Annotated in this window: 16 protein-coding genes and 1 pseudogene; 5 read left to right on the plus strand and 12 right to left on the minus strand. The window is 64.5% G+C overall.

Annotation, left to right across the window (positions count from 1 at the left end; all coding sequences use genetic code 11):
* The 3 genes and pseudogenes from JHC57_RS03380 to JHC57_RS03390 all read left to right on the plus strand — a co-directional run.
* Window positions 1-957: pseudogene (locus JHC57_RS03380) on the plus strand (hypothetical protein); the annotation flags it as partial.
* 29 nt (window positions 958-986) lie between these two features.
* Complete coding sequence (locus JHC57_RS03385) at window positions 987-1,430, plus strand: TadE/TadG family type IV pilus assembly protein (RefSeq protein ID WP_294028670.1); 444 nt, start codon at window positions 987-989, stop codon at window positions 1,428-1,430.
* Window positions 1,427-1,807, plus strand: a complete 381-nt coding sequence (locus tag JHC57_RS03390; protein WP_294028672.1) for a TadE family protein — start codon at window positions 1,427-1,429, stop codon at window positions 1,805-1,807. Before JHC57_RS03385 ends, JHC57_RS03390 begins: the two co-directional genes overlap by 4 nt.
* Before the next feature lie 52 nt (window positions 1,808-1,859).
* Here JHC57_RS03390 and JHC57_RS03395 read toward each other — a convergent pair whose 3' ends face one another.
* From JHC57_RS03395 to JHC57_RS03445, 11 genes are all read right to left on the minus strand, one after another.
* A complete protein-coding gene (locus tag JHC57_RS03395; protein ID WP_294028674.1) occupies window positions 1,860-2,330 on the minus strand; it encodes a prepilin peptidase in 471 nt (156 codons plus the stop codon).
* On the minus strand, window positions 2,327-3,043 hold the full coding sequence (locus JHC57_RS03400) for a tetratricopeptide repeat protein (RefSeq protein ID WP_294028676.1): 717 nt from the start codon (window positions 3,041-3,043) through the stop codon (window positions 2,327-2,329). The genes JHC57_RS03395 and JHC57_RS03400 overlap by 4 nt, the downstream gene beginning before the upstream one ends.
* 173 nt (window positions 3,044-3,216) lie before the next feature.
* The gene (locus JHC57_RS03405) at window positions 3,217-4,095 is read right to left on the minus strand and encodes a hypothetical protein (protein ID WP_294028678.1); all 879 of its coding nucleotides are present in this window, start codon (window positions 4,093-4,095) and stop codon (window positions 3,217-3,219) included.
* 26 nt (window positions 4,096-4,121) lie between these two features.
* Complete coding sequence (locus JHC57_RS03410; protein WP_294028680.1) at window positions 4,122-5,102, minus strand: type II secretion system F family protein; 981 nt, start codon at window positions 5,100-5,102, stop codon at window positions 4,122-4,124.
* 1 nt (window position 5,103) lies between these two features.
* Window positions 5,104-6,105 (minus strand): type II secretion system F family protein, encoded by a 1,002-nt coding sequence (locus JHC57_RS03415; protein WP_294028682.1) that lies wholly within the window; start codon window positions 6,103-6,105, stop codon window positions 5,104-5,106.
* A 1-nt stretch (window position 6,106) separates the two neighbouring features.
* A complete protein-coding gene (locus tag JHC57_RS03420) occupies window positions 6,107-7,417 on the minus strand; it encodes a CpaF family protein (protein ID WP_366928525.1) in 1,311 nt (436 codons plus the stop codon).
* Window positions 7,418-7,485: 68 nt separating this feature from the next.
* Window positions 7,486-8,622 carry an AAA family ATPase gene (locus JHC57_RS03425; RefSeq protein ID WP_294028685.1) on the minus strand — a complete coding sequence of 379 codons (1,137 nt, stop codon included), beginning with the start codon at window positions 8,620-8,622 and terminating at the stop codon, window positions 7,486-7,488.
* A 66-nt stretch (window positions 8,623-8,688) separates the two neighbouring features.
* Window positions 8,689-8,952: a hypothetical protein gene (locus tag JHC57_RS03430; protein WP_294028687.1), complete on the minus strand. Its 264-nt coding sequence runs from the start codon at window positions 8,950-8,952 to the stop codon at window positions 8,689-8,691.
* Window positions 8,942-10,408, minus strand: a complete 1,467-nt coding sequence (locus JHC57_RS03435; RefSeq protein ID WP_294028689.1) for a type II and III secretion system protein family protein — start codon at window positions 10,406-10,408, stop codon at window positions 8,942-8,944. The genes JHC57_RS03430 and JHC57_RS03435 overlap by 11 nt, the downstream gene beginning before the upstream one ends.
* Entirely contained in the window at window positions 10,398-11,354 is a 957-nt protein-coding gene (cpaB, locus tag JHC57_RS03440; RefSeq protein ID WP_294028690.1) for a Flp pilus assembly protein CpaB, read from the minus strand. Before cpaB ends, JHC57_RS03435 begins: the two co-directional genes overlap by 11 nt.
* Window positions 11,355-11,420: 66 nt before the next feature.
* Window positions 11,421-11,609 carry a Flp family type IVb pilin gene (locus JHC57_RS03445; RefSeq protein ID WP_294028692.1) on the minus strand — a complete coding sequence of 63 codons (189 nt, stop codon included), beginning with the start codon at window positions 11,607-11,609 and terminating at the stop codon, window positions 11,421-11,423.
* A gap of 495 nt (window positions 11,610-12,104) precedes the next feature.
* Here JHC57_RS03445 and JHC57_RS03450 point away from each other — a divergent pair, with 495 nt between their 5' ends.
* Both JHC57_RS03450 and JHC57_RS03455 read left to right on the plus strand, forming a co-directional pair.
* Window positions 12,105-12,896 (plus strand): DUF2569 family protein, encoded by a 792-nt coding sequence (locus JHC57_RS03450; protein ID WP_294028694.1) that lies wholly within the window; start codon window positions 12,105-12,107, stop codon window positions 12,894-12,896.
* A 205-nt stretch (window positions 12,897-13,101) separates the two neighbouring features.
* On the plus strand, window positions 13,102-15,285 hold the full coding sequence (locus tag JHC57_RS03455) for a calcium-binding protein (RefSeq protein WP_294028696.1): 2,184 nt from the start codon (window positions 13,102-13,104) through the stop codon (window positions 15,283-15,285).
* A gap of 8 nt (window positions 15,286-15,293) precedes the next feature.
* Here the strand turns inward: JHC57_RS03455 and JHC57_RS03460 are convergent, their stop codons facing one another.
* Window positions 15,294-20,105: a hypothetical protein gene (locus JHC57_RS03460; RefSeq protein WP_294028698.1), complete on the minus strand. Its 4,812-nt coding sequence runs from the start codon at window positions 20,103-20,105 to the stop codon at window positions 15,294-15,296.
* Window positions 20,106-20,176: the final 71 nt, after the last annotated feature.

Consider the following 20,176-nt stretch of genomic DNA (forward strand, 5'->3'; position numbering starts at 1 on the left):
TTCGTCGACGGGCAGGACGATGTCACTGTCACAACGAACAAGCTCAGCAACCTAGACGGGGATTCAGGCGAATTCTGGGAAGTCATCGTCGAGAAACCCCAGAGGATGGGGCTCGCCGCGCTTTTCCTTGGCAGCGCCCCGACGGCGCGCGCGCGCGCCGTGGCCGGAACCGCCTCGGGCGGAGCCGCCTGTATCATCGGCCTCAGCACGAGCGGCACAGCCGTCTCGATCGACAACAACAACAGCATCAGCAATCCAGGATGCGCCGTCTATTCGAATGCGAATATGTCGATGAAGAACGGCAGTACGATCAACGGCGCAGCCTTTGTCGCGGGTTCCATAAACAAGCAGAATGCGGGCCAGATCTCGATTGGCCAAGAAGTCACCGGCGTAACACCGATACCCGACCCCTATGCCGACGTTCCGTCGCCAGGCCCCTGCACCAACTCGGCGAAGATCACGAACGGCGGCAATTATTCCGCAGGCCAATTCTGTGGCGGCATCGAAATCAAGAACAACGCCAGCAACAATACACTGAACCTTGCTTCGGGAACCTACGTTGTTGGCGGCATTCTGCGATTGGACAACGGCGTCACGATCAACGGAACCGGGGTCACGCTCTTACTGAGGCCCGGCACAACCGTGTCGCTCGGCAACAATCTCATTTTCAATTTAACAGCCCCGACGAGCGGGAGCTATGCCGGCATTGCGATGATGGGCCGTAATCTGGGAACGAATATTCTCGCGTGGAACAATGCCACCTTCAATGTTCAGGGAGCTCTCTATTTCCCTAACCAGGAACTATCGATCAAGAACAACAGCGTGTTCAACTCTGCGCAATGCACGCAATTGGTCGGACTTGTCGTCTCGATCAACAATAATGCCAATATGAACGACGAATGCCCGGGATCGGGGATCCGGGACGTAGGCGACGGCAAGGTTGCGTTGCTGGTATGAGGCGCCCCCAAATGATAACACCGGCGTTGATGAAACGATTTCTGAGCGATCGATCGGGCGCCAGCGCCGCAGAGTTCGTTTTGGTCCTGCCGATATTGGCAATCCTGCTGTTCGGCGCGGTCGATGTCGGCGGACTGGCGTGGGCCAAGATACAGGTCGGCGCAGCCGCGCGCGCGGGCGCGAGCTACGCGTTGACCAACGGCTTTGATGAAGCCGGGATCAACAGCGCGGTGACCAATGCGACCGGGTTGACGGTCACCGCGGGCACCCCGACACAGACCTTCGGCTGTCCCGACGTCGCCAATGGTGTTGTCGAGGTAGAGGATGACAGCGTCGCGTGTCCCGATAGCGGAGAACTGCCGGGGGATTATGTGACCGTCGGCGCAAGCGCCGACTATAGTCCGATCTTCGGCTGGCCGGGGTTGGCGAATCCGGTGCCGCTTTCGGCCGAAGCAAAGGTCCGCATCTCGTGACGCGGCGCTTGCATTCGGACCGCCACGGTTCGGTCGCCGCCGAGTTCGCCCTCGTCATTCCCTTGCTATTACTCCTGTCGTTCGGAATTATCGAATTCGGCCGGACGATGTGGGTGCGCAATTCGCTGCAGTCGGCGGTCGAGGATGCCGCGCGCTGCTATGCGCTCAAACGCCCCCAATGCACGACGGTCGTCGACGTGAAAAGCTATGCAGCGAGCAAGGCGATGGGCGTTCCGGTGACGGGCGACGCTTTTGAAGCGACGGTCGCCGCATGCGGCAGGCAAGTTACGGCCGACTATTCGTTTGTTGCGATGGTACCGATCATCCCTCTCGATTATACGATCAGCGCAAGCGCCTGTCGCCCGGCACCGGCTTGATCGCCTACGGCGGATTCCTCGCGCTCGTTCAGAAGGACATCCGAATTCCCAGTCAGGGATAGGTCCAGAGCAGCGAGCCGATTCCGCCCGTCGCGATCGCCAATCCATAAGCAATCCGGCGCGTCCTGAAGCCGCCCTTCGTGCGATCGGCTGAATCGAGGAGGGTCGACATCAGCCGCAGGAAAACCACCAGCACAACCACCACCGCCCCGCTCAACGACACGGCAAGTAGCAGGAGCCAGCCGTTCGAGAGTCCGAACCACCAAGCCACCGCAGCATAGAGCTTGACATCGCCGCCGCCGAACCAGCCGAAGTGAAACAGAAGCATCCCGATCCCCAACGCGATCCCGAAATGCAGGAGGTGCGACCATAGCGGCGCGACGAAAGGAAAGCCGGCGAACCACGCGATGCCGCCGAGCAGAAGCAGAAACAGCGGATAGAGGTTGGGGATGGTGAAGCGTCGCGCGTCGGAATAGGCGGCGAGTGCAAGAATGGCCACATAGATGGCCTTGATTGCGATCAATGCGCGGTCCCTTCGCCCTTGCGGCCCGTTACCGCGGCATATTGCTGCCAGAGCTGCTCGTCATGACGCGGTCGCGCGATCAACGCTTGACCCAGCAACGCCTCCGCAAGATGGGAATGGCTCGCGCGTTGCGCACCGAGGCCGGCGTATTGAAGGCGCCGGCTCCACACCAAATCGCTGTCCGACGACCGCCGCAATGGCTGCCGACCGAGCATCCCGTTTGCATAGTCCAGATTGATCCGTGTCTCCGTCTGGTCCGGATCGACGAGCAGAAGCGCGGAAAGGATGCTCGCCGCCTCCAAGGCATCGCCGGCGGCGATCAGGGCAACGCCGAGATCCCTTTGCACGCCGCCATTCGCGGGGTCGAGCGACAGGCTTTTGCGAAACGCCGCGACCGCAGCTGGCGCCCGATCGCGAGCAAGATGCAGCCGGCCGGCGCTGCGCCAGAACACCGGATCTTCGCCGCAGGCCTTTTCGGCGCGCGTCGCAAGTTGGTCCGCCCCGTCGAGCCGGGATATCCGGACAAGAGCGATCATTTCAGCAGCCAGTTTCCTGCATTTCCACCGCCCGTCGGGGTCGACCGACGTCAGGAGTGAGGCCGCCTCGGCAGGTTGTCCAACCGCGATGAGCCATTCGGCGCGCAGCAGGTCCACCTCGCCGTCAGGGTCTCCGGACGGCTTCGCCAGACGATCCAACAGCGCCTCGGCTTCCACATATCGCTGCCCCGTCAGCGCATCGTCGACCGCGCGAAGCAGAGCCCCCCTCGGCGTTTCTGTTTCCTTTGCCGACGATGCCGCCGGTTCGGATGCCGACAGGCCGGTAGTTGAGACGGCGCAGAGGACCAGTCCCATCCCGACGGCAGTGATCCGATCGAGAAGCCGATACATCAAATCGCGGCCTGCGCAGTCGGCAGGCCGACGCCCGCGAAATAACCGAGACGATTGATCTGATCGAGATAGGCGGCGACCAGGCCGAGATAGACCTTGTTGCTCATTCCCGCAGGCTGGGGCATGGCGACCGCACTTTCCGGAACGATCGAGCACACCGATCCGGCCACCCGGGTCGCGATGAACACCTCGCCGACGCTGATGCGCAGCATCCGCATTCCGTCCGTATCGCTCCGGTCGCCAGGATTGGCGCTCGCCAAGCAGGCTATCGCCATTTCGTCAGACGAGGAAGGAGACAACGTGAGCGGGCGGTCTGAAAGCCGGGCCTCGATCAGCAAAGGGCTAAAACTCGTACCGAGAGGACTCGATTTACGCAATTCGCCACCTGCGATCGCCAATGCATGTTCGGCCGGCGACGGCTCGGCAGATAAGCCCGGCTCGGTTGCAGGCGAGCGGGACATTTCCGCGGGCTCGCCCGCCGGTGCGCCTGCCCCCTCGGCCAGCAGTGATCGGCGTTTCTCCGATTGCCGCGATGCCGCATAAAAGGTCGCGAGATTGCGGCGGGTTCGCTGGTCATCGGTCCGCAAGGCCAGCGCCCTTTGAAAATATCGCTCTGCCACATCGCGCCGGCCGATACCATCATATGCGACAGCCAGGCCGTTCAGACTGTCGACCTCGAGAGAAGGATCGCGGCTCGCCGCCTTGAACAGTTCGATTGCCAAGCCATACTGCCCGGAAGCAAGAAAAATGCGTGCCCGTTCGAGAGATTGCGCCGACGAAAGGCCCGCGAGAACGGGGACATCCCTGACCATGGGCAGCGCCGACTGCAGGCGCGGACCAAAGGAGCAACTGGTCAATGCCAATGCCGCGATGATCATGCCAGGTAATGGACGGAAGCGCATGATCAACCGCTACCAGTCATGGCCGGCGCAACCTCACGGATCACGCGAACGGCGGCGGGCAGCATCAACACGCCGACCATGACGGGCAGCATGCAGGCAACGAGGGGAATCGACAGGAGGACCGGCAGGCGGTGCGCTTTTTCTTCCGCTCGCATCCTGCGCTTTTCGCGCATCTCCGAAGCATAGATACGCAGCGTCGTCGCGATGCTGGAACCAAGCTTGTCGGACTGGATCAGGAGGGTCGAAAAGGCACGAATTTCGTCGACGCGCGTGCGGTCCGCCATCGCACGTAACGCCTCTTCGCGGCTGGCGCCGGCGCGCAGTTCCAAGGTCGTCTGCAAAAGCGTTTCCGCGACGAGCGGGTGCGATGTGGTCATTTCCCGGGCTACCCGGTCGAGCGCGGCTTCAAGCCCCATCCCCGCCTCGACGCAAACCAGCATCAGATCCAGGCAATCCGGAAAGCCGTTCACGATTTCCTGACGGCGGCGATCCGCCCTGGCGGTCAGATAGAGGTTCGGCAGGATGAGCCCCATCACCGCCAGACCGGCTCCCTGAAGATAGAGGTTCAGCAAAGAGACTGGCTTGTCCGAAGCCAGCTGCGGCAAGACGACCAGCGATGGCAAAAGGATGATCAGCAGCAGACGAACGAGCGTGAAAATCTTTGGCGCCTGGGGCGACCGATAACCCGCTGCAATCATCTTGCCCTGCAGGGCTTTGGGGTCGGAGTCGCCCAGAGAGAATCCGCCCCGCTCGATCCTTTCGGTCAGCTTGGCCCAAGCGCTCGTCTTGGCGACCATGGCTTCCTGCATGGCCGATGCGCTTTCCGGGATGGCGCGCTTCGATTCCTGTCCCAGACGGTCCAGAATCAACTTGCGACTCAACAGCGTCCTGATCGCCAGAAAGGCAAGCGCGGATACGAGAGCGAACAAGAGCAGGAGGACCGCCCATCGCATGAGGGGAGACAAGGCGATTTGTTCGACCATGCTACACTTTCAGGTCCACCATCCGTCGGATGGCGAAAAAGCCGATCAGATAAAGGAGCAAGATCCCGGCGAAACCGAAGATGAAAATCGGGTCTCCCGCAACATCGAGGTAGAAACCGGGATTGACCGTAAACAACACGGCGAAAGCCAGGATCGGCAGAATGGTCAGAACGAGCGCGGTCATTCTGCCCTCCGAACTGAGCGCGCGAACCTTCATGAACATGCTGGCGCGCTCGCGAATGACCCGGCTCAGATTCTCCAAGATTTCCGCCAGATTCCCTCCGGTTTCCATCTGGACGGAAACCGACACGACGAACATGTCGATATCGGCCAAGCCCCAGCGCTGAGCCATGCGTGACAGGGCTTCGCGCAACCCGAAACCAAAAGCGATCTCGTCGGCAACGATACCGAATTCGGTGCCGACGGGATCTTCCATTTCCTCGACCAGCAGGTTGAGTGCCGCCGGGATCGGATGCCCTGCGCGCAATCCGCGGACGAAAACATCGAGCGCGACCGGAAATTGGCTCTCCAGGCGACGGCGGCGGGAATCGGCGAGCCGACCAATCACCATCCAAGGCAATAATATACCGACAACAGCACCCATTGCGACCGCCAACTGGATCACGCCAAAGGTGACGGCGACGCCCGACCACGCCGAGAGAGAGAGAATCAGGCCGCTCACAACCGCTGTGCCGAGCAGCATCGCGCCGAACACCTCGCGGGCGGGACGCTTGATATTTGCGGCGTTAAGCGTCCGGTGAAAGGCACGCGCTGCGTTGGAAACCCATTGCGGAGCGCCCGGTATGTCGTGCGGCATGTCCTTGCGGAGTTTCGCGGTTACCGTCTCCCGGTCGATACCGGCCTCGATCATACGCAGGCGCGCATTGACCGCCCGGCTTTTGGCGCGTCGGTCCGCGATGGCGCCACCGGCCAGTTGCGCCACGAGCACGATGAACGCGAAAAGTGCCAACATCGTCACAAAACGAAGAGCCGTCTCGTTCATATCATGCCACCGGCCGATCGGGCCGAAACAGATCCGGCGACAGTTCGATACCATGCGCTGACAGGGTCTCGAGGAACTTGGGTCGAATGCCCGTCGCCTCGAAATGACCGAGCACGCGATTGTCGGTGTCGCGTCCGGTCATGCGGAACAGGAATATGTCCTGCATGGTGACGATCTCGCCTTCCATGCCGGTGATCTCCGACAGGCTGAGCAGCCGTCGGCGGCCATCCGAAAGACGGCCGATCTGCACCACGACATTGATCGCCGACGCGATCTGCGCCCGTGCCGCGCGCGGCGACATTTCGATACCGCTCATGCTGACCATCTGTTCGACGCGAGCCAGCGCGTCGCGCGCGGTGTTGGCGTGGACGGTCGTCATCGAGCCGTCGTGACCGGTATTCATCGCCTGCAGCATGTCGAACGCCTCACCGGCGCGAACCTCGCCGATGATGATACGGTCCGGGCGCATCCGAAGCGCGTTCTTTACCAGGTCGCGCTGCGTCACCTCGCCCCTGCCCTCGATATTGGGGGGACGCGTCTCGAGACGCGCAACGTGCGATTGTTGCAATTGCAGCTCGGCCGAATCTTCGATGGTGACGATGCGCTCGCGTTCGTCGATGAAGGACGACACCGCATTGAGCAGGGTCGTCTTGCCCGATCCGGTGCCCCCCGAAATCAGGATGTTGCGCCGCGCCGCAACGATTCCCTTCATCACCTCCGCGACGGCCGCCGGAACGCTGCCGAACTCGACCAGTTTCGCCATATCTATAGGGATGTGCGAAAATTTGCGGATCGAGAGCAGCGAGCCATCGAGCGCCAGCGGCGGCACAATCGCGTTGACGCGCGACCCGTTCGGCAGACGCGCGTCAACGAACGGCGAAGACTCGTCGATCCGACGCCCCACACCGCTCGCAATTTTCTGGATGATACGAAAAAGGTGTCGCTCATCCTTGAAGCGCGTGTCCACATGCTCGAGCAACCCCAAGCGTTCGACGAAAACCGTGTCGTGGCCATTGACCAGAATATCGGTGATCGTTTCGTCCTGGAGCAACGGTTCGAGCGGCCCCAGTCCGAGCAGTTCATCGAGCACATTACTCACGAGCGTTTTGCGCTCGATCGCGGTCAGCGCCATCTGGTGCCGACCGAGGATGCCGGCGATCACGTCGCCTGCCTCCGCTTCGATCTGCGCGCGCGACATCTTGTCGAGCTGAGCGAGGTTTATTTCGTCGAGCAGTTCGCGGTGAACCTGCACTTTCAGCGACAGAAGCGCCGCACCGCGCTCGGGAGCGCCGTCGCCGGACGCTGCCGCCATAACCGGCGCGCGCGCGGCCGCCTCGTCCGCCTTTGAACCCTTTTGCCGCTGGACCTGCCACATATGACCTAGCCCCTGCCCAGCGCCGCGGCGATCTGCCCGGCCAGCGCCGCGAGATCGGTTGCGACCTTGTTCTTGCGGGCGACCGCGCCGACGAGGACACCCTGATCCTGCGCCGACTGGACAACCGCATAGTCGCTGTGGACGGTCGCGAATATCGGATAGCGGAGCGCGTCGGCCGCATCCTGCACCCCGATCGTCCGGAACATCCGCTTTTCGACGCGGTTGGCGACGATCCGGATGCGCGAGGGATCGATCCCCGTTTCCTCGAACAGGGTGAGCCGCCGGCGCGCCTGGCGCAGGCTGCCGATCGACAGATCGACCACGAGCAGAATCAGGTCCGCCTTGTCGATCGCCGACAGCGTCCAATTGGCCCAGTTGCCGGGCAGGTCGAGCACGACATGGTCATACTGCCGCCGCGCGAGGTCGAGTACCCGCATCAACTGGTCGATCTCGACGGCTTCGAGCGGCGCGATCTTCTCGGGCGCCGCGATCACTGCTACGCCTTCGTCGCTGGCCGCAACGCTGCGCAGCAGCTCGCCATCGACCCGCGCGCCCGCATCCAGCAATTCGTCCATCGTAAGCCCGGAAGGGCGGCCAAGATAGGAGGCCGCATTGCCGAACTGCAGATCGAGATCGACAAGGCAACAGCCTCGCTCGCTCGTCCCGCCCAGAAAGTGGGCGAGGTGCGTCGCGATGGTCGTCGCCCCGATCCCGCCAACGCTTTGCGCAACCGCAATCACCGGAGCCAGTCCGGCGTCGGCGATCGCCTCCTTCGCCGTCGCGGCGAGCAGATTATTGACCGCGTCGTCGAATTCGGCACGCTGGATCGGCAGCGCGATGACGTCGTCGACCCCCTGGCGGATCAACGCGCGCGTCGTGGCGAGATCGCCGTCGCGCATCGCGACGATCAGCGGCAAGCCGGGATGACGCGCGCGGAGCGCGGTCAGCCGCTGCATCGACCGCGGATCGCCCGCGCCGAGCTCGACGACGAGCAGCTCGGCATCGCCGATCATGTCGGGCAGAACCGGCGCATCGGCAGCGAGGCTCACCAGTTCGAAAGACAGGTTCGAAAATTCATCGCGGGAAAGCGCCGAACGTGCGAACTCCTCTTCGGATATCAACAATTTGATCTTGCAGTTCAAGCGCAGGAATCCATCGTTTGCGGGCGCTTCCATATCGATATTCTTGCCCACGGCCCCATCCCCGTCCTATTTCGGCCCGCCGGTTTCCGTATCGGTCGTGCGGATCGTATCGGGTTGTTTCACCTTGTCGGTCCGGTAGCGATCGACCGCCTTGGCGGCCTTTGCCCCCTCGGTGGTGGGGATCGGATCCTCATATTGCGGGTCGGGATTGACGACCTGCGCCGCCATCGTCTGTCGCACGGCATTGCCGAAGGTCACGTCGGTCGGCGTACAGCCGGCGACGATCAGCGCCAGGGCGGCCGCTGCGCCAAGACGGAAATCAATATTCATAGCCGCTTCCTTCCTTGGGACGTTCCGCGGTTCCCGTCTTTGCCGGCGGCATCTGCTGAACCGGTGGGACGGCGGGAACCGCGGTGTCGGTGCGACCCAACAGGAACAGGTCGATCTCGGCCGGGTCGCCGACGCGCTCGGTTGGCAAGGTAACCTGGTTCGATTTGATCGGCTGGACGAGACGCGGGGTGACGACGATCAGCAATTCGGTTTCGCCGCGCTTGAAGCCCGACGAACGGAACAGCGATCCGATGATCGGAATCGAGCCGAGCAGCGGCACCTGGCGCACCGTCGTCGCGAAATCCTGACGGATCAGCCCGGCGATGGCGAAGGATTCGCCATCGCGCAGTTCGAGCGTGGTCGACGCGCGCCGCGTCTGGAGTCCCGGGATGGTGATGTCGTTGAGGACGATCGAATTGTTCGGATCGATCGAGCTGACCTCGGGCTCGACGATCATGTTGATCACGCCGTCGGCGAGGATCGTCGGCGTGAAGCCCAGGCTGACGCCGAAGGGCTTGAACTCGATCGTGATGCTCGCGCCACTGCTATCGCCGCCAAGGCCTCCGCCGCCCTGGACGACGGGAATCGGAAATTCGCCGCCGGCGAGGAAGCTCGCCTTTTCGCCCGAGAGCGCGACGAGCGTCGGTTCGGCGAGCGTCTTCGCCAGCCCCTTGTCCTCAAGTGTGTCGAGCACGCCAAGGATATTGAGTCCCCCCAGCGTGAAATTCTTGCGGAAAATACCGAAGCTTTCGGTGATCGACGAAAGCTTCAATACGCCCTCGCCGGTATCCGGGTCGGGAATGAGCTGCGCGCCGTTGCCCAGCACGCCGTCGAAACTGCCCGACCGGTTGCGAAGGAAGCCGCTGACGCCGATTTCCTTGCCAGTCTGGCGGTTGATTTCCGAAAAACGAACCTCCAGCATCACCTGCTGGCTCGACCCGACCCCCATCATGTTGACGACCTTGTCGCCCGCATAGGTGCCCGCGATCTGGACCGCGTTCTGCGCCGCCGAAGCGCTGCTGACGACGCCCGACAGCACGACCGCGTCGTTCGCGATGCGGGCGCTGATATTTTCCCCGGGCATCAGTTCCGAAAGCTGGCGGCGCAGCGACAGAACATCGGGGCCGACCGCGACGTCGACGATGGTGATGACGCGCCCGCCCTTGTCATAGACGGTCAGGCTGGTCGTCCCCATCTTCTTGCCGAGCACATAGATGGAGCGGTCGGAAATCGGCATGATGTCCGCAATCTCTTCGGACCCGATCATCGCGCGGCCGAAGGGACGGTCGAGCGTCACCGTCTGGCTCTTGTTGAGCGGCACGTCGAGCTGTCCGGCGTGGACGCCGGCAGCGCTCATCTGCGCGTGCGCGACGGGCGACACGGCGGCGAAGGCCAGCGGCAGCGCGAGCGCAAGAGCGACCCGGCGCATGACGCGGCGGCGATTGTCACGAGCCATGGCGTTTGACCTCATAGGTGGTGGTGGAAACGCCGCGGACGATTTCGACCGACGGCCCTGCGGGACGCGGCGGCACGGCGGGTGCAGGCGCGCGCGGCGCGGCATAGCGCGGCGCCGTCACCGGGGTTTCGCTGTAGAAACCGGGCGGCAGGCCGGCTAGGCCGGGCGAGGATTGCGGTTGGCCGCGGCGTGACACCGAGCGCCAGCCGCCGCCCAGATCCTGCTGGGTAACGGTCTGGTTGGCGCCGTCCTCGATGCTCGTCACGTTGCGAAGCGCGAGCGAGATGGTGCCGACCTCGCTTGCCAGCGCGAGTTTCTGCGCGCCGAAGGCATCGACCTCCAGCGTCGCAGTCTTCGCGACCTTCGGGTCGGTCTTGTCCTCGTCGGATACCTGGTCGACCGCGATGACGCGCACCTTTTCCAGCACAATGTCGGTCATCCGGTCCTTGTCGCCGGCACCCTCGCCGCCCATTTCGCGCGTCACGAGCACGTCGACGACATCGCCGGGGGTCACGAGCCCGCCGACGCCGGTCACCGCGTTGACCCCGACCGCGACGGCGCGCATCCCCTCGGGAAGCAGCGCCGAGACCGCGGCGCGACCGCCGGTTCCGGTGATCTTGGATGAAAGAATGGGTTCGCCGACCGCGATCGGGCGCAGCGCCACGCGCGGACCGCGCGGATTGCCGACGACACCGATGGCCGTCCTCAACGCCCCTTCAGGCATCGAAGCGGCGGGCCAGCCGACAATTTTCGTATTCTGTGCGGTCAATTCGGTGCCGAAATCCAGCGGCTGCGCCGCCACCAGCACCGGCACAAGCTGCGCCTGTTCGGTCCGCAGCTTTTCCTGCTTTTCAATCCCGCTGAAATAGGCGTTCGCCAAAAAAGCGACGAACAAGCCTAAAACGACTGCCACCCCGGCAACTATGCCGTTCCGTCCCGAAAACATAGGCCGCCCCCACTGACCTGAACAATATTGACCGGACGCTATTCAGCGTCCGGTCGATAAAGAGCTTTAGGGGGTAGGCGTGTATTCGAGATTGTCGATCTCACCTGCCGCTCGTTCCATCGCGCCGCCGATGGCGTCGCCGAGAATGACCGAACCGGCGGCGATGCCAGTGCCGATGATCGCGAGGATCAGGACATATTCCGCGGCCGAAGCGCCGCTTTCGTCACGCACGAAATTCTTCAGAAAATTCTTCATTGGTCCGACTCCTTACCGCCACCGAGAGGCGGTGATGTCCGGCCTGCCCTCCCCCATGGAGGCGGTCGGACATTCCCGGGGAAGGAGTGCATAGGAACCGACGCGACCCGGTTTTGAAACTGCGGCTTGCGCCGGTTCAACCTGTCAATGCGGCCCCCCCTCAGGAACCCCATGATTGAAACGCTTTTGCCCGCTACGGTCAATAAATTATTAACCTGCATTACCAGCACTTTAATAACTAATTTTTGTTAACCATTTGGCAGAAAACCGCCGATTTGAGGTTAACGGTGCTCGTGAGTCGCTCGCGAGTCGGCGGCGATTCGTAACTATTAGTTACCGCGCACTTTTTGACCTTGCGGAGCGACCGGGCTGCATTTCGACGCGATGCCGCTCCGCCACGGCCCCGCACCTCCTCGCGCACTGCAACCAAGTCCCCTACGATTTGTTAACCATGCCGACTTTACAAGCTCCACAGGACAGGGGAAGGTTTGCGACATGACCAGTCGGGCAATCCGGACGATGAAGGAGCGGCTGTTCCGCCAGAGCGTGCGCTTCGTTGCGCCGCTGGAGGACAAGGTTCGCGGGCTGCTGCTCGGCTGGACGGTCGTGGTCGCGCTGATCTGCCTCATCCGCATCCTGTTTCCCGTCATGCCCGCGCATGGTCTGCCGTCGTTGCTGGTGCTGTTCGTGCCGCACATGCTGATCCTCGCGAGCCCCTTCTTGGCCTATTGGACCGCCAATGCGCTGTTCCCGCGCGGCACCGACTTCGGGCAACCCGAAATCCGCCTCGCGCGCGTTGGAAGCTGGCGCTCGCTGGGCGTGCTGGAGGCTCGCGACCATCCGGCCTTCGGTCCCGTCGGGATCATGGCGTCGTTGTTGCTCGGCATGTTGCTGAACGTCCCGGTCCGTACCGCCGAATTCATGGCGGGCGTTCCCGCAATGACGGGGTCGGCGCCCATATGGGGCCAGATGATCTATTTCGCGATGGCGACCGATCTGATCGTCATGAATTTTCTCTACACACTCTGCTTCTTCATGGCGCTGCGCCGTATGCCCTTTTTCCCACGCATGCTGCTTCTGGCTTGGGGTGTCGACGTCGCCTCGCAAATCCTGATCGCCCAATATGTCAGCGGCGCGCCGCACCTGCCCGCAGAGGTCGCGGCGGCGATCGCCCCGCTGCTGGAGAGCAATCTCAAAAAGGCGTTCATCAGCATCGTTATCTGGATGCCCTATCTGATCCTGTCCGAACGCGTGAATGTCACCTATCGCTGGCGCCAGCCGGCGTAGCCGTCGATTACTGTCGCCGCCGGGACGAGCCTGCGCCCCCGGGGCGTTTCTGTAAGCAACTCACTGCAATCGAACGGGAAGTAGGCGACGGTCTGTCGCAATAACCTCACCGATGATCTGTATAATGCTGCCTTAACCATATTGCGGTGCAGCATGGCGAGCCGATCGAGGTTAACCTCGCTGAAACAGCAAGGGGTCGTTCGTCATGTCAAGCCTGTACATCTCGCCCGCCGGTTCCGGGGACAAAAGTGGCCGCGATATCGACAATGCAGCGTCGATCGGTTCGCTCAACACGATGATCGGACGGGCGGGACCGGGGGGAGAGGTGCTGCTGCTGGCCGACAAAGGCGATTATAACGTCACCGGCATCCTGGGTATCACGCGCGGCGGGGCGGACGGCCAGCCGGTGGTGGTGCGCGGCATCGATTCCGCCGGCAAGGCCATGGCCGCGCAGTTCACCGGCTCGCGCGCCCCCGACTGGCAAGCGGGCGATGCTTCGGGCAACGAGCTGTTCAAACTCGGCACCGGCGCGGACAATCTCATGTTCCGCGACTTGCAGATCGACAATGTCGGCACCGCCTTCCGCGTCACCGCCGATCTCGGCAATCTCCATATCGAGGATGTTGACGCGAACAATGTCCGCCGCTTCTTCGAGGATTATGCCAGCGCGCCCTCGGGTACCGCGACGATCAGCGGGCTGACGATCCGCGATGTCGACGTGCAGGGCTTTTCGAGAGCGGCGATCCGCCTCCAGTACGACACCAGCAATGTGGTGATCGACAATGTGAGGGCGGACATGGCCGGGCAAACGGGCGACGACCTGCCCGCAGGTGTGCATCTCGACGGCACCGTGCACAATGTTACACTGAGCCGGGTGGTGATGGAGAATATCCAGAGCACCGCCGGTGCCTATTTCAACGGCGATGGCTTCGCAAGCGAGCGCGGCGTCCATGACGTACGCTTCATCGACACGGTCGCACGCGGCAACAGCGACGGCGGCTACGACCTGAAGTCGAGCGGCACGTTGTTGATCCGCGCACTCAGCGAGGAGAACGGTCGCAACTACCGGCTGTGGGACGAGGCGACGCTGATCGATTCGGTCGGCCTGAACCCGGTGCTGCGCGGCGGCATCTCCGAACAGAACCAGCTCTGGCTCGATGACGCTGCCAACGTCACCGTGATCGGCGGACGCTTCGATGATGCCGGATCGCGCACCAAGGTGATCTCCTCGCAGGGGCGGCTCATCCTGGAGGGCGTCGAGATCACCCGGTCCGAACTCGCGACGCTTGCCACCCGCGATTCGCTCGCCGGTCTGGTCGGTGTCGAGACGATCCGCGAAACGTTGACCGTCGATCAGGGCGAAGCCTCGCCCGGCGCGACCGACTTTATCGCGCTGCTTCCACTGCCCGCCACCGCCACCGCGGATGCGATGCTCGGCACTGCGGGCGACGACATCTTTCTTGTCGATGACACCGATGACCGGATCACCGAAGCCGCCGGCGCCGGGTTCGACCGGATCGAGACGACGCTCGACAGCTATACCCTCGGCGGGAATGTCGAGGCATTGATCCGCCGTGGCGCCGCCGATTTCACGGGCGATGGAAACGCGCTCGCCAACGCGATGATCGGCGGCGCGGGTAGCGACACGCTGGGCGGGCTGGGCGGTAATGACGACATCGCCGGCAATTCGGGCGATGATACGCTCGCGGGCGGTAATGGCGAGGATCTGCTCCGGGGCCAGTCGGGTGCCGACGTGCTGATTGGCGGCTGGCAGTCGGATACGCTCACCGGCGGCATGGGCGCGGACCGGCTGGTCGGCGACCAGGAATGGCTGAGCAGCCAAGGCGCCAACGACCGGCTCGACGGCGGCGACGACGCCGACCTGCTGATCGGCGATGCGACCAATGTCTATGGCAGCGGCAAGGGAGGCAACGACCGGCTGACCGGTGGCGCGGGCAACGACATACTGATCGGCGACGGCGACGTGATGCGGGACAGCGCGAGGGGCGGCGCCGACACGCTGGAGGGCGGCGACGGCAATGACTGGCTCTATGGCGACGGCCGGGAGGCGGCCGCGACGGTGACCGGCGGCGCCGACAAGCTCTATGGCGGCGACGGCCCCGATCACCTGATCGGCGGCGGCGGCAACGACCTGCTCGCTGGCGGAGCTGGCGCCGACTGGTTCGTCTTCGCGCCCGGATCGGGTGCCGACGAGATCAGCGACTTCGCCCCGGGCACGGACCATATCGATCTCAGCGCCTTCGACATCGCATACGAGCAGCTCGGTTTCACGACGAGCAGCGACGGGGTCCGCATCACCATGGGCGCAGACAGCATCTTCGTCCGCGGCGCGCAGGCGTTTTCGCCCGACGATTTCGTCTTCGGCTGAGCCCCGCGTCAGCCGAAGACGAAGTCCGCCTGATCGAGTGCGGTAACGCCGCGCACGAAGATCGTGTCGGTGCCACCCAGCTGGATCGTCACCCCCGCGCTGCTCGTGGTGAAGCGTAGCGCCTCATAGGCGATGTCGAAGGCGCTGAGGTCGATCCGGTCGGCCTCGGCGCCGCCGCGCGCGAAGTCGGTGATCTCGTCGGCGCCCGATCCGGCCGCGAAGACGAAACGATCGCTCCCGCCCCCGCCGGTCAGCTTGTCCGCCCCGCCGCGCGCGCCGGCCGCCATGTTGACCGCATCGCCGTACAGCACATCGTTGCCGAGCCCGCCTGTCAGCGTATCGGCGCCGCCGACCCCGTTCGCGGTCATGCTCATCCCGTCGCCGACCAGTACATCATCGCCATCGCCGCCGTCGAGATTGTCCCTGGCGGCCAGCGAAGAGATCCATTCGGTATCGCCGACGAGGAGATCGTTGCCCGCGCCGCCATAGAGCCGGTCGGTCTGCTGGCCACCGTACAGCGTGTCGTCGCAATCATCGCCGTAGAGCGCATCCTCGTTCTTACCGCCATCGAGCCGGTCGGCGCCGATGCCGCCGCGCAACGTGTCGTTGCCGTCGTCGCCCGAGAGCGCATCGTCGCCTTCGCCGCCGGTCAGCACATTGGCTCCGGCGCTGCCCAGCAATACGTCGGTGAAGGCGGAGCCCTGAGCATTCTCGATACTCACCAGCCGGTCGCCCATGGCATCGCCGCCAGTCGCAGTCTGCGCGCGCAGGTTGACCAGCACACCGCCGAGCGAACCAGCATATTCCGCAGTGTCCGATCCCGCGCCGCCGTCGAGTATATCGCCGCCCGCCCCGCCGCGCAGCACATCCGCGCCGTCGCCGCCAGCCAGCCGATCCTCGCCGCCGCTGCCGACGATGAAATTGTCGAGCGCATTGCCCGTCATCGTCGCGCCGATCGTTCCGGTATAGACGAGCTCCTCGATATTGGCGCCAAGCGTGTAGCTGGTCGCGGCGGTGCGGATGCGGTCGCGTCCCTCGCCCGCCGCCTCGATTACCTGATCGCCGGCTTCGTAGACGACATAGAGGTCGTTGCCCGTGCCGCCGCGCAGCACGTCATTGCCGCTGCCGCCATCGAGCTGGTCGTCGCCAACCCCGCCGATCAGCACGTCATCGCCGCCGCGCCCATAGAGCATGTCGCCGACCAGGAGATCGTCGGTGCCGGTGATGCTGTCGGCATAGTTGGAGCCGATCACCGTCTCGATGCCGATCAGCCGGTCGCCTTCGGCCTCGCCGCCGCGATTGACATTGGTCGCGAGGTTCACGATGATCGCGGCCGACTTGGTGTAATCGACCTGATCGCGTCCCGCACCGCCGTCGAGGAGGTCGGCGCCGGCACCGCCCACCAGCTTGTCGTCACCGTCGAGCCCGTAGAGCACGTCATTCAGCGCCTTGCCGTAGAGGCTGTTGTCGAGCGCATTGCCCTTGCCGGCGAAGCTGCCGCTGCCGGTATAGCTCAGATCCTCGACACCCTCAGCCAGCGTCAGCGACGACAGGCTGGTGCGCACGATATCGACCCCGCCGCCGATCGCCTCGGTCACTTGGTCGCCTGCATTGTCGACCACATAGCTGTCATCCCCCGCGCCGCCGATCATCACATCCGAGCCCGCGCCGCCATCGATCGCGTCGTTGCCATCGCCGCCCTCGAGCCTGTTACCATTGGCATCGCCGGTCAGCGTATCGGTAAAACCACTGCCGACTACAGCCTCGATACCGGAAAGACTGTCGCCCTGCGCGTCGCCGCCCGACACGGCGCCAGTGGCGAGGTTGATTTTCACCCCCGCGGCGCTGCCCGAATAGACCGCGGTATCGAACCCGCCCGCACCATCGATCCGGTCGCCGCTGGCGCCGCCGACAAGAAGCTGGTCGGCGCCATCCCCGATCAGCGTGTCCGCAAAGCCCGTGCCGATGAAGCGCTCGACGCCATCGAACCGGTCGCCCTCGGCCTCGCCGCCGCTGCTCGTACCGGTCTGGAGGTTGATCGAGATCGCCACCGCGTTACCGCCGTAATCGACCGTATCGATCCCGTCGCCACCGATCAGCGTGTCGGCTCCTGCGCCGCCCTGAAGCAGGTCATCCCCGCCGCGGCCGTCGAGCCGGTCGGCGCCCGCGCTGCCATACAGCGCCTCGGCCGCAGCAGTGCCCGCGAGCATGTCGGCAAAGGCCGAGCCCGCGACGGCTTCGATACTCGTCAGCCGGTCGCCCGCCGCATCCCCGGTGCTGGCCTGCACCGACAGGGCAAGATCGACCTGCACCGACGCCGCCGAACCCGAATAATCGGCGGTATCGAAGCCATCGCGCCCATTGAGCAAGTCCGCGCCGGCACCGCCGGTCAGCCGGTTGTTCCCGGCCTCGCCGGTCAGCGCATCGTCGAATGCCGAGCCGATCAGATCCTCGATCGCGACCAAGCTGGCCCCGCCCGAGGCCGTGCCTGCGACCAGGTCGGCCGTCACCGCGCTCGCACTGCTCGAAAAGTCCGCCGCATCGGTGCCGGCACCGCCGTCGAGCCGGTCCGCGCCGCCCTTGCCGGCCAGCCGGTCGTCGCCCGCGCCGCCCGACAGCGCGTTGGCGGCGCCATCGCCGACCAGCACATCGCCGAAACGCGAGCCGACGAGATTCTCGATCCCAGCCAGCACATCGCCCTGGGCATCGCCGCCAGTGCCGGTGCCGCCCAACAAGGCGGTCACTCCCGCGCCGCTCGCCGCATAATCGGCGGTGTCGGTCCCCGCGCCGCCGGTCAGCCGGTCTGCGCCCGCGCCGCCGATCAGGACGTTGTCGAACGCGTCGCCAGTCAGTGCGTCATCGAAGCGCGAGCCGATCAGCCGTTCGATCCCCTGAAGCCGGTCGCCCTGGGCATCGCCGCCTGCACCGGCGCCCGCAACAAGGTCGACCATGACCGCCGCACCGCTGCCTGAATAGTCAGCGCTGTCGAACCCGGCGCCGCCGATCAGCGTGTCGGCACCCGCGCCGCCGGCAAGCAGATCATTGCCGCCACGCCCGTCGATCCGATCATCGCCCGCGCCGCCGCCGAACGAGTCCGCGCCCTCCGCGCCCGAGAACGTGTCAGCAAAGGCCGAGCCCTCCACCGCCTCGATCCCGATCAGCCGGTCACCTGCCGCTTCGCCGCCGCTCGCCGCGCCATCTGCGAGATCGACGACCACGCCCGCACCGCTGCTGCCATAATCGACCCGGTCGATCCCGGCCCCGCCATCGAGCAGGTCCGCGCCCGCGCCGCCATCGAGCATGTCGTCCCCCGCGCCGCTCGAAAGCCTGTCGTCGCCATTCCCGCCGAAGAGCCGGTTCGCTCCCGCATCGCCCGCCAGCGTGTCGGCAAAGGCCGAGCCTTCGACATCCTCGAACCCGTCGAACAGATCGCCCGCGGCATCGCCACCGCTGGCGGAAAGCCGCATCAGGTCGACCTGCACCGCAGCACCGCTGCCTGCGTAGCTGAGCAGATCACGTCCCGCGCCGCCGACCAGTATGTCCGCGCCCGACCCGCCGGCCAGCACATCGTCTCCAGCATTACCGACCAGCATGTCACTGCCCGCGCCGCCGATCAATGCATCAGCGCCCGCCGAGCCGCCGATCAGGTCATCGCCCGCCGTCCCCGCCGCGACCACTACGCGCTGCCCGTCCAGGGTCAGCACCGATCCCGTGCCCTTCTTCGAGGTCACCGTCCCCGCACCGGTGGCAAGGCCATAATCGCGCACCGTCAGCAGGCCGTTCCGCTCGGCGAGGTTGAACAGGGTAGGCGAGCCGGGATCGGAGAAGAACGCCCCGTCGATCGTCGCGCTCGCGCCTTCGGCCAGCCAGATATGCTCGCGGTTGCCGCCCGCCAGCGGCGCCCCGGCATCGAGGCTGACGATGTTGCTGAGCTGCGCGCCCGTGCCCCACAGCCGGACGTTGCGGCCATTGCCCGAGACGATCGCGCCATCGACCACGATGTTATCGCTCTTCAGGTCGAGCCCGCCATCGCTGTTGCCGGTGGCGATCACGTTGCGCAGCGTGATGTCATAGGTACCGCGTTCGGTCGCAAAACCGTCGCCGTTGCGATAATCATTCACCGTATCGAGCGTGTTGCGCATGGCAACGCGATCGATCGTCACATCGTGCGCGGTGCCGGTGATATGGATGCCGATCGCAAAATTGTCGCCATCCTGGAACTGGCTGTCGCCACGGACATTCTCGATCAGCACGTTATTGGTGTCGTACTGGATGCGGATCGCACCCTTCGAATAGCCGTCCACCGCGACGTCGCGGATCGTCAGCCCGGAGATCGTCGCGCTGGCATTGGCCCCCGACACCATATTGTCGAAGAAACGCGAGACGTTCGCGGCGTCGACATGCTCGATCGTCAGGTTGCGCACATCGGCACCGACACGAAAGGCCGTTCCGACATTTTCGAAGGCCAGATCGCTGAAGCGCAGATTGTCGGCACCACTCAGCAGCCGAAAGACTTCCTCTCCCGAGGGATTGGCCGGGTCGAAAGACTCCGGCCGCGTCCCGGCGATCGTCGCCGCCATCGCGTTGCCCGCGCTGTCGACCCCGCGGATCGTCACGGGCGCACTCGCCGTGCCTCCCCCGACGATCGCCAGCGCTCCGGTCGGCGCAGTATAGGCCCCCTGGTCGGCGAGCAGCAGCACCTGCCCGCCCGGCCCGGCCGCCGCAATCAACTGTGGCAAATCCTCCAGCATCGCGGCGTTCGCGGCGCTCGATCCGTCGCCCGAACCGCTGCCGGTCGGTGAGATGTACAGCGTAGGCATGGCAAGGCTCCCGTCATAGGCCCAAAAAGTCACCCCCGCGCAATCGCGACCAAACAGCCCGCGATGGCACC

The sequence above is a fragment of the Sphingopyxis sp. genome (assembly GCF_016463645.1).
Lineage (GTDB): Bacteria > Pseudomonadota > Alphaproteobacteria > Sphingomonadales > Sphingomonadaceae > Sphingopyxis.